This is a genomic window from Microbacterium sp. SORGH_AS_0454 (genome assembly GCF_031453395.1).
Taxonomy (GTDB): Bacteria; Actinomycetota; Actinomycetes; order Actinomycetales; family Microbacteriaceae; genus Microbacterium.
On the sequence record NZ_JAVIYS010000001.1, the window covers coordinates 3399221 to 3416143 of the forward strand.

Genomic DNA, 16923 nt, shown 5'->3' on the forward strand with positions numbered 1-16923 from the left:
AGCCTACGTCACACCCCCGACACCGTGCCGGTCACTCCGCGGCTCGGGCGATATCCGACAGGTGCGCGCGGCTCAGGCGCACGCCCACGGCGCGCATGCACTCCACGACGTGGCGGGGGGCGAAAGCGTTGACGATCGGCGCCGTCACGATCTTCTGCGCGAGCAGCCAGGCGACGGCGACAGCGGCATCCGGGAGTCCGAGCTCTTCGCCCACCGCGTCGAGGGCGCGCAGAACGCGCGAGCCACGACGGTTCAGGTGCGCCGCCACCTGCGTGCCACGCACCGACTGCGAGGACTGGCCGCGGGTGCGCGTCTCGCCGGCGAGGAAGCCGTGGGCGAGCGGGTGCGAGGGGGTCACGGCCATGTTCTGGGCCGAGGCGATGAGGCGCACGTCGCCCTCGAACTCGGACCGGCGCAGCACGTTGTAGGGGACGTCGAGTACCGCGATGCGCGGGTACCCGGCGGAGGACAGGATGCGGGCCTCGACGAGCTGCGCGGCGGTATAGCCGTGCGCACCGATCGCGCGGACCTTGCCCGACTCCACGAGCCACTCGCTGGTGGCCAGGGTGTCCTCGAGCAGGGCTCGGTCGCCGCGGGCGGCGTCGAGGGAGAGCACGTCGATGCGGTCGGTGCCCAGGCGCGTGAGCGAGGCCTCGACGGCGCGGACGAGATTGACGGAGTCCAACCCCGGGTTGTCGGGGTGGCCGCCGATGCGGACCGTCAGCACCGTGTCGTCGCGCATGCGGCGGGTGCGGAGCCACTCGCCGATGATGAACTCGCTGCGACCGGCGGCGTAGCTGTCGGCCGTATGCAGCGCGTTGCCGCCGAGCTCGGCGTACGCGTCGAGGATCTCGTGGCTCGAGCGGGCGTCGACGTTCCAGCCGAACTCTCCCCCGCCGAGGAACAGGGGGAAGACGTCGAACCCCGTCTCGCCGAGAGGCACGCGCACGTGAGAGCCGAGGCCGGGGCCCTGCAGGGTGATCGGCGACGAGGGGTGCGCAGCACGATCCCGACGCAGGCGCGGCGAGGCCGTCTCATCGACGCCCGAGCCGCTCATGGTGAGGTCCTCTCCCCGCGATGCCGGATGACGGTACGGAACCACCCGTATCACCACGCCCCCCGACGTACTACGAGGCTAGGCCTTCCGCGAGACCGGCCAGCCCATTGTCCCGCCGTGGCGATAAACATTGCGTAACGCTTGCGCGGCGATCGTCACACCCGCCCCACGGGCCACACGACGGATGCCCGCCCCGCGAGAGCGGGACGGGCATCCGGTGATCAGAGGATCAGCCTTCGGCGGGAGCCTCGGGACCCTGGCTCGCGGCGGCCGAGCTCTCCGTGTCGGCGGGCTCGGGCGTGGTGGCCTCCTCGTCGAGCACGGGCTCGAGCGACAGCTTGCCGCGGTCGTCGATCTTCGTGATGCGCACGAGGATCTTGCGACCGACCGAGAGCACGTCTTCGACGTTCTCGACGCGCTTGCCGCCGGCGAGCTTGCGGACCTCGCTGACGTGCAGCAGGCCGTCCTTGCCGGGAAGCAGCGAGACGAACGCGCCGAAGGTCGCGATCTTGACGACGGTTCCGAGGAACTGCTCGCCCACCTCAGGGTTGGTCGGGTTGGCGATCGCGTTCACCTGGGCACGGGCGGCCTCGGCCGAGGGGCCGTCGGTCGCGCCGATGTAGACGGTGCCGTCGTCCTCGATCGAGATCTGTGCGCCGGTCTCGTCCTGGATGGAGTTGATCGTCTTGCCCTTGGGCCCGATGAGCTCACCGATCTTGTCGACCGGGATCTGGACGCTGATGACGCGGGGCGCGGTGGGCGCCATCTCGTCGGGGGCGTCGATCGCCGAGTTCAGGACGTTGAGGATCGTCAGACGAGCCTCCTTGGCCTGGGTGAGCGCGGCCGCGAGCACCGACGACGGGATGCCGTCGAGCTTGGTGTCGAGCTGGATCGCGGTGATGAACTCGCTCGTTCCGGCGACCTTGAAGTCCATGTCGCCGAGAGCGTCTTCTGCGCCGAGGATGTCGGTCAGGGCGGCGTAGCGCGTCTGTCCGTCGACCTCGTCGGTGACCAAGCCCATGGCGATACCGGCGACGGGGGCGCGAAGGGGCACACCCGCGTTCAGCAGCGACAGGGTCGAGGCGCACACCGAGCCCATCGACGTCGAACCGTTGGAGCCGAGAGCCTCGGACACCTGACGGATCGCGTAGGGGAACTCCTCGCGGCTGGGGAGCACGGGAACGAGAGCACGCTCGGCCAGGAAGCCGTGGCCGATCTCGCGACGCTTCGGGCTGCCCACGCGACCGGTCTCACCGGTCGAGTACGGCGGGAAGTTGTAGTGGTGCAGGTAACGCTTGCTCGTGATCGGCGAGAGCGAGTCGATCTGCTGCTCCATCTTGAGCATGTTCAGCGTGGTGACGCCCAGGATCTGGGTCTCGCCGCGCTGGAAGATCGCCGAACCGTGCACGCGCGGGATGACCTGCACCTCGGCGTCGAGCGGTCGGATGTCGGCGAGGCCACGGCCGTCCATACGCACGCCCTCGGCGAGGATGCGACCGCGGACGATGGTCTTGGTGACCGACTTGTACGCGGCGTTGAACTCCAGGGTTGCGACGGCGGGCAGCTCACCCGACTCGACGGCGGCGAGGAGCTGCTCCTTGACGGAGGTCTTGACCTCGTCGTCGGCGTTCTGGCGCTCCTGCTTGTCGGCGATCTGGTAGACGGGCACCAGACGGTCGTAGGCACGGCCGGCGACGAAGTCGTAGGTCTCCTGGCTGTATGCCGGGAAGACGGGGAACGACTGGATCTCCTTGGCCGCGGTACGGGCGACCTCGTTCTGCGCGTCGACCAGCTGACGCAGGAAGGGCTTGGCAGCCTCGAGGCCCTCGGCCACGACCTGCTCGTTCGGCTTGGTGGCGCCGCCCTTGATCATGTTCCAGCTGCCCTCGGTGGCTTCGGCCTCCACCATCATGATGGCGACGTCGCCGTCGTCGAGCACGCGGCCGGCGACGATGAGGTCGAAGACGGCGTCTTCGAGCTGCGTGACGGTCGGGAAAGCGACCCACTGGTCGGCGTTCTCGCCCTGGCCGGGGATGAGCGCGAGACGCACACCGGCGATGGGACCCGAGAACGGCAGACCCGAGATCTGGGTCGACAGCGAGGCGGCGTTGATCGCGAGGGCGTCGTAGAACTCCCCGGGAGCGATCGAGAGCACGGTGACGACGATCTGGACCTCGTTGCGGAGGCCGTCGACGAACGACGGGCGCAGCGGCCGGTCGATGAGGCGGCACACGAGGATGGCCTCGGTGGAGGGGCGACCCTCGCGGCGGAAGAACGAGCCGGGGATCTTGCCGGCGGCGTAAGAGCGCTCTTCGACGTCGACGGTCAGCGGGAAGAAGTCGAATCCTTCACGCGGGTGCTTGCCGGCGCTGGTGGCCGACAGGAGCATCGTCTCTTCGTCGAGGTAGGCGGCGACAGCGCCCTGAGCCTGCTGAGCGAGGCGTCCGGTCTCGAACCGGACGGTACGGGTGCCGAAACGGCCGTTGTCGAGAACGGCTTCAGCGGCGGTGATTTCTGGACCTTCCAAGAGGTCCCTCCTTCTTTGTTTAGGCTCGCCGCCCCGTGTGGGCGACGAGCTGACATGCGAAGGAGCAGGAACAGGCAGAAAGGGCGCGCCGACGAATCGGCCCGGAAATCCCGGCGACTGGCCACCAGTAGACGACCACCCGGCGATCCGACGGGGAGTCCACCACAGGGGACCAGCGTCTGCCGGCCTGCTCCGTGAGCTCATATGTAGTTGAGCCGATGCCGAGGCGGCATCCTTCCTCACCCTATCAGCGACCACCGTCCGGGGGTGGGCAGCACACGGGATCGTGCTCTAGCGTGACCTCATGGGCCTCATTCGTCGCACGAGTCACACGCTTCTCGCGTGCGTCGTCGTCGGCGCGGCCCTCGTGCCCTCTCCCGCCTCGGCGGGCGTCCGCACGGGCCATGCCCTCGCCGTCGTCGACGACAGCGCCGTGGCCCAGGTGAAGCAGGAATTGGATGCCGCGGAGGCCGATGCCGCAGCCGCGTCGCACCGTGCCCTCGATGCGTCGGCCGTCGCCGAGCAGACGCGCCTCCAGGCGGAACGGACCGCGGCGCGCGCGGCGGAGCTGACCGCGCAGAGCGCCTCGGCCGATGCCGCGGAGACCTCCAGCGCCGCCGCCGCGGGAGCGAGTGCCGCGCGGTTGTACCGCACCGTGGGCAGTGGCCCCCTCGTGGCGCAGCTCCTGACGGACGCCGATCCCGATTCGCTGCTCGAGCGGCTCGGCATCCTGGATCGTGTGTCCGAGGTCACGGCACGCACCGCGGGCCGGGCCCGCAGTGCGGCCGACGTCGCCACCTCTCTGCGCGAGCAAGCGGAGCAGGCCCGCGACGAAGCCGCGCGCCTCGCCGACGACGCACGGACCACCGCCGCGACCGCGCAGAGCGACGCCGAGGCCGAGGCCGAAACCGTGCGGGCGGCGCAGGCGCGCCTCGATGATCTGTACGCCCAGCTCGCGGCGTTGCGGGCGACCACCGCCGCTCAGGAACGCGCGGCACGCGAGCAGGAGAAGGTGCAACGCGACGCGCAGCAGCCCGGCGGGTCGGCGGGAGGACCGGTGGCGGCATCCGGCGGCGGCTCGAACTCCGGCGGCGGGTCGACGGGTGGGTCCGGCGGGTCGAGCTCGTCCGGCGGCTCGGGCTCCGGCGGTTCCAGCTCCGGCGGCTCGGGCTCGAGCGGCGGGTCGGGCTCCGGCGGCTCGAGCCCGGGCGGCGGGTCCGGCGGCGGGTCGACCGCCCCGGCGGGGCCGGTCATGAGCCCCGGCGAAGCGCGCTCGGCGGCCCGCGGCGCGATCGGTCGCTACGGCTGGGGCGACGACCAGTTCTCGTGCCTCGTCTCGCTGTGGAACCGCGAGTCGAGCTGGCGGGTCGACGCCTACAACAGCGGCAGCGGCGCCTACGGCATCCCCCAGGCGCTCCCCGGCGACAAGATGGCCGCCTTCGGCCTGGACTGGCGCACGAACGCGAACACCCAGATCTCCTGGGGCCTGTCGTACATCAGCTCGCGATACGGATCCCCCTGCGGGGCGTGGGATCACTCTCAGCGCACCGGCTGGTACTGACGGTCCGGGTCGAGCCCGCGCGAAACGCGAGAGAGCACACCAGCTCAGCGCGCATCGTCGTGCGACGTCGAGCCGATCGTGAGATCCCGAACGGAGGGCTCACACCGCGTCGGCGCGCTGGCGATCACCGCGGGTCGGCAGCTCGACGAGGCCGGTGTGCTTGGCGACGATCCCGTCTCCCGCGGTGCGCCCGCGCAGGCGCCGCCACACCCACGGCAGCGCGTCGCGTGTGAGCCAGGTCCCTCGCGGCCGCTCGGCGTCGTCGGCGTGCAGAGCCTCGTCGAGTCCGAGCAGCGCTCGCGCATCCGGCACGCCCAGCGCCTCTGCCGCCCGGTAGGCGACGAGGCGGTGCCCGGCCGAGCTGAGGTGCACGAGGTCGTCGGCCCACATCGACGCCTCACCGATCTCGCCCACCGCCTCGAGATCGAGCAGGATGGCGCCCTGCTCGGCGGCGATGCGGCGCACGTGCACGTTGTACGCGGCGAAACGCCGGGCGAAGATGCGCGCCGCGGGCCGGCGCGGGAGGAACGTCGTGACCAGCAGAACGTCGGCGCCGCTGCGGCGGACCGCCCGCACCGCCGACTCGACCTCGGCCACCAGGGCCGGCAGCACCGGGGCGGGGCCGACGAGGTCGTTCGCCCCGATGAGGATCGACACGAGATCGGGTTTCAGCTCGAGCGCGGCAGGGATCTGCTCGTCGATGAGGTGTCGCACCCGCCGGCTGCGCACGGCGAGGTTCGCGTAGCGGAACGGCCCCTGATCCGTGGTGCCCGCGAGCAGCTCGGCGAGGCGGTCCGCCCACCCGCGGAACTGACCCGACGGCATGCGCGACGCGTCGCACAGACCCTCCGTGAGCGAATCGCCCAGGGCCACGAAGCGCGTCCACCGCCCTCGGGTTCGGGACGCCGTCATGCCCGCCGGTCGTGGGCTCGTACGCCGCAGCAGACTGTCGTCGACGCGGCGCAGAGCCACGGCGTCGCGGTAGTGCTCGATCAGTGCCCCGGTCAGGGCCGACCATGTCCGCCCCTCGACCGAGTCGCGCGCCGCACGGGCGAAGGCGCGGCGCTTCGACTCGTCGCCGATGAGGTCCGCGACCCGGGTGCGCAGATCGTCGAGGTCGCCGGGCTTGTACAACCACCCGTCCACGCTCGAGCGCACGAGATCCAGCGGCCCGCCCACGCCGGTGGCGACCACCGGGACACCGCTCGAAAGCGCCTCCTGGATCGTCTGGCCGAACGTCTCGCTCTCCCCCGGATGCACGAACACATCGAAGCCCGCGAGGGTCGATGCGAGCTCGGTGCCATCCAGGTGGCCCGTGAACACGGCATCCGGTATCGCCCGCTCCAGCGCCGGACGCGACGGTCCGTCCCCCACGATCACCAGGCGCGTATCGGGCAGGTCGGCGAGGGCACGCAGGTCGTCGACCTGCTTCTCGGGGGCGAGACGCCCGACATAGCCGATGATGCGCTCGCCGTTCGGCGCGATCCGCGCTCGCCACGCGTCGTCGCGGTGCTCGGGGGCGAAGCGCACGGCATCCACTCCCCTGCCCCACCGGCGGATGCGGTCGACGCCCAGCTCTTCGAGCTGACGGGTCGAGGCCGACGACGGGGCGAGCGTCAGGGTCGCGCGGCGGTGCAGGCGCGAGACGTGGCCCGCGACGAGTGCCGTGGCGTGCGGGAGGCCGTACTTCTGGGAGTAGGCGACGACGTCGGTCTGATAGACGGCGACCGAGGGGATCTTGAGCGCGTCGGCCGCGGCGAGCCCCTGCCAGCCCAGCACGAAGGGGGATGCCAGATGCACGACGTCGGGATCGAAGTCGCGCAGCAGCGCGCCCAGGCGCGCCGCTCGGGCGAACACCACGCGCACCTCGGGATAGGAGGGCAGCGGCACCGAGCGCAGCAGCTCGGTGCGGGCTCCGTGCAGGTCGGCGGTGACGTCGCCGGACTTGGGGGCGATGACCAGCGTCTCGTGCCCCGCCTCGGCGAGATGGCGCAGAACGTGGAGAACGGAACCGGTGACCCCGTTCATGTGCGGCAGGAAGGATTCGGCCAGCAGCGCGACTCTCACGTGACCAGGGTGGGGCGCATCCGCCTCCTGTGGGAGCGCCGAGGGGCCGACGTTCGCGATGTTCACCGGATGCTCCGCTCGGCGTCACCGCCGCGTCGGCGGGGCGTCTCGATCGGCGGCGGAGAGTGACGGAATGGACGGAGTCGACGCCTGGCTGCAGGCGATCGCGGCGAGCCCCTGGGCTCTGCTCGGCATGGCCGCCCTCGTGTTCGCCGACGCGTTCCTGGTCGTCGTGCCGGGAGAGGCCGCGGTGACGGCATTCGGGGCGCTGGCCGTGTCGCACGGGACGCCGCCGTTGGCCGGGGTCATCGTCGTCGCGGGGCTCGCCGCCTTCGCGGGAGACGCCTGTTGCTACCTCGTGGGGCGCACCGTCGGCGTCGAACGCTGGGCGTGGATGCGCGGACCCCGCGTGCGCGCGGCACTCGAGTGGGCCCGGGCGCGCCTCGAACGCAACGCCGCCGTGGTGCTGTTCACGGCGCGCTTCGTGCCCTTCGCCCGGCTCGCCGTCAACCTTGCTGCCGGCGCCGCGCGGGTGAATCCGGTGCGCTACCTCGGCGTCGCGGCGCTGGCGGCCCTGGCGTGGGCGGCGTACCAGGCGGTGGTCGGCGCGGTCGTAGCCGCGGTCGTCCCGGGCGGACCGGTGGTCGCGGTCATCGTGTCGATCGTCGTGGCGGTCGGGATCGGCGTGGGCATCGATCTCGTGCTGGCGCGGCGGGCGCGACGCCGGTCGAGCGTGGAGGCGTGACGGCCGCGCCGGTCGGCGCGGATGCTCGGCGGCCGGACGGACCGGGACGAGGGAGGCACGCCCCCACCCCGAACCCCTCGGCGCTCAGTCCGAGGAGACCGTGACGCCCGCGGCCCGGAACGGGGCGAGGGTGCGTTCCAGCGGTGCCCACCCCCGCGGATCGAGCGGCACGAACACGGTGCGCGCGGCGCGCGCCGTCGCGCGATCGAGCTGGGCACGAAGATCGGCCGTCGCGGTCGACGGGTCTGCGCGCCCGACGAGGTCGACCGTCGCTTGACCATCGCTGACGATCACGAGGCGGCAGCGCTCGCGCGGCGCGTCTCCGAACTGCTCCAGAGCGCATCTGACGGCATCCGCGAGGGGCGTGCCTCCACCGCCCTGGGCGCTCGCGCGCTGAAGGGTCGCACGGGCGCGGGACGTGCGGGCGGTGCGCTGCTGCACCACACGCGAGAAGGATCCGGCCGCGAGCACGATGCTCACATCGCCCCGGTCCCGGTACACGTGCGCGAGGGCGGCGTCCGCGACGCGGCGCGCGTGCGCGGCTCCGGCCGTTCCCATCGACGATGAGCCGTCGACCACGATCACCGTGTGCGATGCCGTGGGCTCGTTTCGCAAGCGCCCGCGCAGGTCGTCGCGAGCGAGGGCGAGCTCACCCGTCGCGCCGGTCGTCGCGTGCCGGCGCAGAGCGCGTTGCAGAGTGGGGAGGATCGCGATGCGCCCGCCCGCCCTCTCCGGGGTGACGATGCGACCGGGCCGGCCCCGACCGCTACCCGCCCGCATCGCACCGCGACGCGCGCTCCGCCCCGCCCGCACCGTCGCTCGAACGACGGTGTCGCTCAGGGTGGGGTCGGCGAGCGCGTTGGCACGGGCGGAGGGGTTCTCGTCGGGATCGTGGGTCGCCACACCGGCTTCGGGCGCCCCGTCGGCCGATGCGGTGGCCGGCGCGGCGTCGGACGTCGGGGCACGCGGGTCGCCCGCCTCGCGGGGGCTCTCCCCGCCGTCATCGGCCGAGGGCTCCGCGGCGCAGACCTGCTCCGCCGCCTCGTCGGTCGCCGGATCCGCGTCCGCCGACGTGTCCTCTCCCCCACTGCCGGCCTCGGGCGCGGCGGCTTCATCCCCATCCGCGGACTGCTCCTCGCCCCCGCTCCCTTCCACCGCCGTCTCGTCCTCGCCGTCGGTGCTGTCGTCCCCCTCCGCGCCCACCGCCCACTCACCGGGCGACTCAGCGGCATCCGTCCCGTTCGGCACCTCATCCGACGCGCCGTCCGTCCCTTCGACGTCGCCGTCGCCGCTCGCCCCCATCGCCCGCCCGTGGGGGACGGCGACCATCGCGCGCACGACGGTGACGGGGTCGCCCTTCCATCCCTCCGCGACGAGGGCGGATGCCAGGACGCAGGCCGCGACGTCGATCGCCCCGTCGTGCACACCGTGCGCCGCCAGCACCCTGACGACACGACGCCACAGCCCCGCTTCTTCCTCGCCCGCCGGCCTGCGCCCCGGCGCCACCCGTCCACCCACGTCGACGACGACGGTGCAGAGGCGGCGCACGTTGTCGGGCAGCGTCGTTCCTTCGGGGCACAGCGCGAGGACCCGGGCGGTCTTCGGCGGCGGCTCATCCGCATCCACGCGGCGGATGACCCGGGTGGCCCGCGGCCGCAGAGAGCGGAACACCTGCTCGGCGCGCTGGGCGTCACCCGTCAGCGCGAGACCGAACGGGGCACCCGAGCGCCACGCCTCGATCACCGCGTGAGCAGCGGGTGCGAGCGGGATGTCTCCCGCGATCTCCGCGCGGAGCTCTGCCACCGCACCGTCGGCGCGCGAGCCGGTCGCGGCGACGGGGCGATCGGGTGGTGCGACGTGCCTCTCAGGCAACGCGCCGCCCCAGCACCGCGGTCGCGGCGACCCGCACGCGGGCAGCGGCGACCGATACCGGCTCGAGGGCGGTGCGCGGCGTGCGGTGCTGCAGAGCGGGAACCGCCACGGCGGCGAGGTCGTGGACGGTGACCGCGGGGCGTCCCGCGAGCGCCGCGGCCGCCCGGGCGGCCCGCACGAGGACGAGCTCCGCGCGGTGCCCCACCGCTCCCGCGTCGACGCAGAGGCGGACGGCGGCCTCGAGCAGGTCGTCTTCGAGGTCGACGTCGGCGCACCGGTCACGAGCGAGGCGGATCCGCGCGGCGAGGCGTTCCTCGCGCTCGGCCCACTCCGCGAGGAACCCGTGCGGATCGCGCTCGAACGCCAAACGTCGGCGCACGATCTCCCACCTCTGCTCGACGTCGCGGATCGTCGCGACCGGCGTCGACAGTCCGAAGCGGTCCTCCAACTGGGGGCGCAGCTCACCCTCCTCGGGATTGCCACTGCCCACGAGCACGAACCGCGCGGGGTGCGTGTGACTGATGCCGTCGCGCTCGACGGTGTTCACCCCCGAGGCGGCGACGTCGAGCAGCAGGTCGACGAGGTAGTCGTCGAGAAGATTGACCTCGTCGATGTACAGGATGCCGCCGTGCGCCGCCGCGAGCAGGCCCGGTGCGTAGGCGACCTCACCCCGGAGCGCTCGGTCGATGTCGAGCGATCCGAGCACGCGGTCTTCGCTCGCGCCGAGCGGCAGGTCAACGACCGGCATGTCGAGGTCCTCACGCGCGAGCAGCTGAGCGAGCCCGCGCACGGTCGTCGACTTCCCGGTTCCGCGGTCGCCCAACGCCAGCACGCCTCCCACTGCCGGATCGACGGCGCACAGCGTGAGAGCGTGTCGCAGATCATCCTGACCGACGACGGCGGTGAAGGGAAAGACGGGTGAGGTCATGGCATCCATCATATTGAGAATGTTTCTCAATAATTGGAACCTCGCGCCTCACACCAATGCGAGCGTGCGCTCCGCGGCGCTGACGAGCGCCCGCCCGTACGAGGGGCCGTGGCCCGCCGCGTGCACCGCGAGCGGATGCAGCTGATGGAGCGGCACACGGGCACGCCATCCCTCCCGCAGGGGGTGCACGGCGGCGTAGGCGGCGAGGATGTCGTCGAGGAGAGGACACCCGAACAGCTCCAGCATCGCGAGGTCGGTCTCGCGATGCCCGCCGTGCGCCGCGGGGTCGATGAGCACCACTCCCTCCGCGGCCCAGAGCACGTTGCCCGCCCACAGGTCGCCATGCAGGCGGGCAGGCGGCTCGTCGTCGTCGAAGGCGCCGTCGGCGATCAGGGCGCACGCGCGTCGGACGACCTCGGCACCGGATGCCGACAGGTTGCCCGCCGCGACCGCGATGGGCACGAACGGCTCGACGCGCTGAGCCGCGTAGAACGCACCCCAGGTCGGTTCGGGACGCGCGGGTTGCGAGCGCCGACCGATGAAGATGTCCCCCTCCCATCCGGGCGACGGTGAGCCGAAGGCATCGGCCCCGGCCGCGTGCGTCGCGGCGAGCGCCGCCCCGAAGTCCGCCGCGGCCGCGCGAGTCGGCGCGGCCTCCGCGATGCGCTCGAGAGCGATCCGGTCCTCGCCGACGGCAATGACCCGCGCGATGCGCGCTCCCCCGGCCGCCGCGAGCCACCGCAGCCCCGCAGCTTCCGCGGCGAAGAATCCGGCGGGCGCGTCGACGCGGGTCTTCACGAGCTGTTCCATCGCCCCAGTCTGTCGCGATGTCGGAGGTCACCGGCACGATGGAGGCATGAGCGACGGCTACGACCCGGACTTCCTCGGCATCCCCCTGCCGCTTCCCGCGCCCGCCGCGGCGACCACGCGGCTCGACTATCCGAGATTCTCGGTGCTGCTCGACGAACGGCGCCGATTCGCCGCGGTCACCGGCGTCGTGATCGACGGCGCGACCCTGCGCGAGCAACCACGGACGGGCGAGTGGCGTCTCGACCCGCGCGTGCCCGACGACGCGCAGGCCGGGGCCGAGGTCTACAGCCGCAACGACCTCGACCGCGGTCACCTGGTGCGCCGCCGCGACCCCGGCTGGGGCTCCGCGGCCGAGACCCGGGATGCCACCGAGGCTACGTTCTTCTACACGAACGCCGCCCCGCAAGCGGCCGGGTTCAATCAGTCGAAAGAACTGTGGCTCGGGCTCGAAGACCACGTCCTGGCCTACGCCGAGACCACCGATCAGCGGCTGGCGGTGTTCACGGCACCGGTGCTCGACGACGACGATCCGCCGTACCGCGGCATCCGGGTGCCACTGCGGTTCTGGAAGATCGCGGCGTGGCGGCAGGGCGAGACGCTGGCCGCGGCCGGATTCGTGCTCGATCAGACCTCGCTCGTCGACACGCGCCAGGGGCTGACGGTGCCGCCGCTCGGCGCGTTCCGCACGTTCCAGGCCCCGATCGCCGACATCGCGACAGAGGCACGTATCGACGTCGGCCCCCTGGCCGCGGCCGACACGTTCATCCGGCGCGGGCTGCGGCCGGTCGCGGCGCGGGAGTTGCGGAACGTGCAGGAGATCGAGCTGTGAGGCAGGACCCGAGGTGGCATCCAGACAAAGGAGACGTGAGATAAAAGAGCACACACCCGCGGCCCGCGCCCTCGCGGACCTCATCGGGGCGACGAACACGCACGACTTCGACATGGTTTCCCCTCTTCTCGCCCCCGATGTCGTCTACCACTTCACGGATGAGACCGTCCGTGGCCGAGCAGCCGCACGGGAATACTTCGAGCGCACCTGGCACACGGTGCGTGACGAGGAATACGGGATCGAGGACGTCGAGTGGCTGGTCTCGAGTGAGGCGACGGCCGTCGCCAGCTACCGCTTCGTCTGGCGCGGCATCATCGACGGTCTCCCCCGGTCGGGTTCCGGTCGCGCGACGAACGTCTTTGTCCGCGCCGCCGAAAACCGCTGGCTTCTCGCGCACGAGCATCTGAGCCCGGAACCCGGTGCCACCTGACCATCGCCTGGTCGGATGAAGCCGTCAGTCCACCCGCACCGCGTGCAGCAACGTGTCGATCGCGGCGGAGCCGTGTCCGCCCCGCAGCTCGGCATCCGCGGTCGTCCGGGTGATCCGCTCGCAGCGCTCGATTCGGAACCGGTCGTCGAGCGCACCGCGCAGCAGCTCCGGGGTGTACAGGATCGCGGGGTCAGACGGACCGTGACCACCCGCCGCGATGTTCTCGACGTCGTGGCCGATCACGACGAGCGTTCCCCCGGGCGCGACCCATTCCGCGATCCGCGCTACCGCGGCCGCGCTGTCGGGCAGGTGTAGATAGCACGAGACGACGAGTCCGACCGGTGCCGGCGGCTCCCACTCGTGCACATCGGCGTGGGTCCAGGTGACGGCGTCACCGCCGGGTCGAGCCGCGGCGAGCGCGAGCCCCGCCGCCGAGAAGTCGATCCCGATGCAGCCCCAACCGCGGGCGGCGAGCCAGACGGCGGTACGTCCGTCGCCCGTCGCGACGTCGATGGCCGTTCCGGGACGAAGCGCGGAGACGATCTCGCGCACCACGGCGGGAGGCTCTGCGGCCCACACACCCCCGGCGGAAGCCCGGTATCGCTCGTCCCACTGCGTGGCATCCATTCGAGCTCCCTCTCCTCGACCCACCCTAGGCCGCGCGCGTCGCCCACCCGCGCCGGCCCATCGCTCGGTCACAAGCTCGGCGATTCGCACAACCTCAGCCCCGAAACCGCGATCGCAGCGGAGGATACGCAGATCACTGAGACAGTGCCCCCGACGCGGCGCCCGAGCCGCACGCACGACGAAGCCCCGCCGCTCACGGGAGCGACGGGGCTTCACCACGGGATCACTCCCCCGACAGACCACCCAGTAGGTGACCGAACGACCGGCCCTCGCCGAGATACGACGAGGGGTCGAACGGATCGGCGTCGCGCACCGGCTCGCGGGCGGCGATGGCGTCCGCGAACTCCCGAGCCCCGCGGTCGACGCGGGAGCCGAGCGGGGCCACCTCGTCGGCGTTCGCCCCCCAGTCACTCGAGGCGGCGAACACGCCGGTCGGCACGGGCTTGGCGTGCAGGTAGGTGAACAACGGGCGGATCGCGTAGTCGATCGCGAGCGAGTGCCGGGCGGTGCCGGCGTTCGCGCCGATCAGCACGGGCGTTCCGCTGAGAGCCTGGGGGTCGAGCACGTCGATGAACGACTTGAACAGACCCGAGTAGCTCGTCGAGAAGATCGGCGTGACGGCGATGATGCCGTCGGCCGAGACGACCGTGTTGATCATCTGCTCGAGCGCCGGTGGGGCGAAGCCGGTGAGCAGGTTGTCGGTCAGGTCGTAGGCGTAGTCGCGCAGCTCGAAGACGTCGCTCGTGGCGTCGATCCCGCGCTCGCGGAGCTCGGCGAGGGCTGCGTGAGAGAGACGGTCGCCGAGCATGCGCGTCGACGAGGGCGTCGAGAGTCCCGCGGTGATGACCGCGATGCGGCGAGCGGCCATATCAGGCACCGACCTTCGTCGCGGCGGCACCGAACGCGCTGCCCGCGCGGGCGGCATCCTGGTACGGGCTGCCCGCGGTGAGGTTGTCTCCGCGGTTCGCGGCGGGAACGGCCTGACGCGGGGCCGCACCGGCGTAGATCTTCTCGACCTGGTTGGCGTGCGTCGGCGCGTCGGGCACCTCGGCCGGACGGTTGACCTGCAGTTCCTTGCGCAGCACCGGCACGACCTCGGAACCGAGGATGTCGAGCTGCTCGAGCACGGTCTTGGTGGGAAGACCCGCGTGGTCGATGAGGAAGAGCTGACGCTGGTAGTCGCCGAACGTCTCGCGCATCGCGGCGTAGCGATCGATGATCTGCTGAGGCGAGCCGACGGTCAGCGGGGTCATCTCGCTGAAGTCCTCGAGGCTCGGGCCGTGGCCGTAGACCGGCGCGTTGTCGAAGTAGGGACGGAACTCGCGCACCGCGTCCTGCGAGTTGGCGCGCATGAACACCTGGCCGCCGAGGCCGACGATCGCCTGCTGGGGCGTGCCGTGACCGTAGTGGGCGAAGCGCTCGCGGTAGAGCGTGATGAGGCGCTGGTAGTGCTCCTTGGGCCAGAAGATGTTGTTCGCGAAGAAGCCGTTGCCGTAGTACGCGGCCTGCTCGGCGATCTCGGGGGTGCGGATCGAGCCGTGCCACACGAACGGGGGCACGCCGTCGAGCGGACGCGGGGTCGAGGTGAAGCCCTGCAGCGGGGTGCGGAACTTGCCCTCCCAGTCGACGACGTCCTCACGCCACAGCTTGTGCAGCAGGTCGTAGTTCTCGATGGTGAGGGGCAGCCCCTGACGGATGTCCTTGCCGAACCACGGGTAGACCGGGCCGGTGTTCCCGCGACCGAGCATGAGGTCGGCGCGACCGCCCGACACGTGCTGCAGCATCGCGAAGTCTTCGGCGATCTTCACCGGGTCGTTGGTGGTGATGAGCGTCGTCGAGGTCGTGAGGATGAGGCGCTCGGTCTGAGCCGCGATGTAGGCGAGCGTCGTCGTGGGCGACGACGACCAGAACGGCGGATTGTGGTGCTCGCCGAGGGCGAAGACGTCGAGGCCGACCTCTTCGGTGTGCTTGGCGATCGTGAGGGTGTCCTTGATGCGCTGAGCTTCGCTCGGCGTCTTGCCGGTCGTGGGGTCCTGGGTGATGTCGCTCACCGTCATGACACCGAACTGCATTCCGGGCCAGCTGCTCGTCTCACTCATGATGCGCCTCCTATTTGTATGCATCTGAATATACATGGTGAAACGTCTCGCGCCGATCTTTATTCCGCGTGCGGAAACGTCGAGCGGACCCTCGCAACCCGGCGGAGCACTCGGCGTCAGGAGCCGAGCAGCCCCGCCCCCACCGACGCCCCCGCGGCCGGAGCGGGAGGCACCGCCCACAGTCCCGAACCGACGTGGCGAACGTACTCGTTCATGGCATCCGTCGACAGAGCCTTCTGCACGGTGATGTAGCGCTGCGGGCTCTTCTGGAACGACAGGAAGAACAGCCCCGCATTCAGCCGCCCGAGGTCGGTCGTTCCATCGACGAAGTTGTAGCCGCGGCGCAGGAGGCGGATGCCGCCGTTCATGTCCGGGTGCGCCAGCCGCACGTGACTGCGGGGGTCGATGGCCGGGGTTCCCGTCGAACCCATCGCCGCGAAGTCCGGCTCCGTGAACTCGTCTCCGCCCGACAGCGGCGCGCCCTTCGCCTTGTCGCGCCCGATCACGCGATCCTGCTCGGCCAGGCGCGTGCGGTCCCACGTCTCGATGAGCATCGAGATGCGACGCGCGACGAGGTACGACCCGCCCGCGAGCCACGCCGGGCCCTCGGATGCCGATACCCACACGTTCTCGTCGAGTGCGGCCGCGTCGTCGGCGAGGATGTTGGCCGTTCCGTCCTTGAAGCCGAAGAGGTTTCGGGGAGTCGACTGCTCCGACGTGGTCTTCGACGTGCGACCGAATCCGAGCTGCGACCAGCGGATCGTGGCGCGCCCGAAGGCGATGCGGCTGAGGTTGCGGATCGCGTGGACGGCCACCTGGGGGTCGTCGGCGCAGGCCTGGATGCAGAGGTCGCCGTCGGATCGCAGCGGGTCGAGGTCGTCGCCGAGGAACGCCGGGAGTCGCTCCAGCCCGTCGGGTCGCTGACCTTCCAGGCCGAAGCGCGCATCGAACAGCGAGGGGCCGAAGCCGAAGGTGATCGTGAGGTTGCTCGCGGGAAGCCCGAGAGCCTCCCCCGTGTCGTCCGGCGGCGCCTCGGGAGATCCACCGACGGCTCCCGTGGCGGTGACCTCGAGCCCCTGCATCATGCGAGTGGCGGCATAGGTCCAGTCCGACAGCAGCTCGGCGAGGTCGTCGCGGGTCGTGCGCGCCATCATGTCGTACGCCGCGAAGTGCAGGTGCTCCTGCACGGGCGTGGTGATCCCCGGCTGGTGGATGCCGGTCGGTGCCGCCGCGGCATCCATCACCGCCCGCTGCTGCTCACGGCCGTACGCCGCCCCACACCCACGAGTCCTGCGCCCGCGCCCACCACGAGCCCCGTGGCGCCGGCACCGAGGGCGAGGCCCATCAATCCGCGGCGCGACAGGCCCGTGG

General features: G+C 71.6%; 13 protein-coding genes and 1 pseudogene. 4 read left to right on the plus strand and 10 right to left on the minus strand.

The features are described 5' to 3' along the window. Nucleotides 1-31: 31 nt before the first annotated feature. Both QE454_RS16390 and QE454_RS16395 read right to left on the minus strand, forming a co-directional pair. Nucleotides 32-1057, minus strand: a complete 1026-nt coding sequence (locus QE454_RS16390; protein ID WP_267786618.1) for an aldo/keto reductase — start codon at nucleotides 1055-1057, stop codon at nucleotides 32-34. A gap of 229 nt (nucleotides 1058-1286) precedes the next feature. Beyond that, on the minus strand, nucleotides 1287-3584 hold the full coding sequence (locus QE454_RS16395; protein ID WP_210071894.1) for a polyribonucleotide nucleotidyltransferase: 2298 nt from the start codon (nucleotides 3582-3584) through the stop codon (nucleotides 1287-1289). A 304-nt stretch (nucleotides 3585-3888) separates the two neighbouring features. Here QE454_RS16395 and QE454_RS16400 point away from each other — a divergent pair, with 304 nt between their 5' ends. Further along, entirely contained in the window at nucleotides 3889-5145 is a 1257-nt protein-coding gene (locus QE454_RS16400) for a hypothetical protein (protein WP_307459614.1), read from the plus strand. A 99-nt stretch (nucleotides 5146-5244) separates the two neighbouring features. On the opposite strand, the gene QE454_RS16405 is transcribed toward QE454_RS16400, so the two are convergent. Then, nucleotides 5245-7278 carry a GDSL-type esterase/lipase family protein gene (locus QE454_RS16405; RefSeq protein ID WP_307459611.1) on the minus strand — a complete coding sequence of 678 codons (2034 nt, stop codon included), beginning with the start codon at nucleotides 7276-7278 and terminating at the stop codon, nucleotides 5245-5247. A gap of 67 nt (nucleotides 7279-7345) precedes the next feature. Here QE454_RS16405 and QE454_RS16410 point away from each other — a divergent pair, with 67 nt between their 5' ends. Further along, nucleotides 7346-7957 carry a DedA family protein gene (locus tag QE454_RS16410; RefSeq protein WP_307459607.1) on the plus strand — a complete coding sequence of 204 codons (612 nt, stop codon included), beginning with the start codon at nucleotides 7346-7348 and terminating at the stop codon, nucleotides 7955-7957. A gap of 84 nt (nucleotides 7958-8041) precedes the next feature. Here the strand turns inward: QE454_RS16410 and QE454_RS16415 are convergent, their stop codons facing one another. From QE454_RS16415 to QE454_RS16425, 3 genes are read right to left on the minus strand one after another with little or no spacing between them, the layout of a single operon-like run. Next, nucleotides 8042-9829: a VWA domain-containing protein gene (locus QE454_RS16415; RefSeq protein ID WP_307459603.1), complete on the minus strand. Its 1788-nt coding sequence runs from the start codon at nucleotides 9827-9829 to the stop codon at nucleotides 8042-8044. After that, on the minus strand, nucleotides 9822-10757 hold the full coding sequence (locus QE454_RS16420; RefSeq protein WP_307459600.1) for an ATP-binding protein: 936 nt from the start codon (nucleotides 10755-10757) through the stop codon (nucleotides 9822-9824). Before QE454_RS16420 ends, QE454_RS16415 begins: the two co-directional genes overlap by 8 nt. 48 nt (nucleotides 10758-10805) lie before the next feature. Then, nucleotides 10806-11567: a fructosamine kinase family protein gene (locus QE454_RS16425; RefSeq protein ID WP_307459597.1), complete on the minus strand. Its 762-nt coding sequence runs from the start codon at nucleotides 11565-11567 to the stop codon at nucleotides 10806-10808. Between the two features lie 46 nt (nucleotides 11568-11613). On the opposite strand from QE454_RS16425, the gene QE454_RS16430 reads away from it, so the two are divergent. Then, complete coding sequence (locus QE454_RS16430; protein ID WP_309668764.1) at nucleotides 11614-12396, plus strand: DNA/RNA non-specific endonuclease; 783 nt, start codon at nucleotides 11614-11616, stop codon at nucleotides 12394-12396. 13 nt (nucleotides 12397-12409) lie between these two features. Then, the gene (locus QE454_RS16435) at nucleotides 12410-12826 is read left to right on the plus strand and encodes a nuclear transport factor 2 family protein (RefSeq protein WP_307459594.1); all 417 of its coding nucleotides are present in this window, start codon (nucleotides 12410-12412) and stop codon (nucleotides 12824-12826) included. A 24-nt stretch (nucleotides 12827-12850) separates the two neighbouring features. On the opposite strand, the gene QE454_RS16440 is transcribed toward QE454_RS16435, so the two are convergent. From QE454_RS16440 to efeB, 4 genes and pseudogenes are all read right to left on the minus strand, one after another. Further along, entirely contained in the window at nucleotides 12851-13453 is a 603-nt protein-coding gene (locus QE454_RS16440) for a bifunctional 2-polyprenyl-6-hydroxyphenol methylase/3-demethylubiquinol 3-O-methyltransferase UbiG (RefSeq protein ID WP_210071903.1), read from the minus strand. 223 nt (nucleotides 13454-13676) lie between these two features. Next, nucleotides 13677-14321 (minus strand): CE1759 family FMN reductase, encoded by a 645-nt coding sequence (locus tag QE454_RS16445; RefSeq protein WP_307459591.1) that lies wholly within the window; start codon nucleotides 14319-14321, stop codon nucleotides 13677-13679. 1 nt (nucleotide 14322) lies between these two features. Further along, nucleotides 14323-15552 carry an LLM class flavin-dependent oxidoreductase gene (locus QE454_RS16450; protein WP_210071904.1) on the minus strand — a complete coding sequence of 410 codons (1230 nt, stop codon included), beginning with the start codon at nucleotides 15550-15552 and terminating at the stop codon, nucleotides 14323-14325. Nucleotides 15553-15668: 116 nt separating this feature from the next. Continuing rightward, nucleotides 15669-16897, minus strand: a pseudogene (efeB, locus tag QE454_RS16455) (iron uptake transporter deferrochelatase/peroxidase subunit). Nucleotides 16898-16923 lie beyond the last annotated feature (26 nt).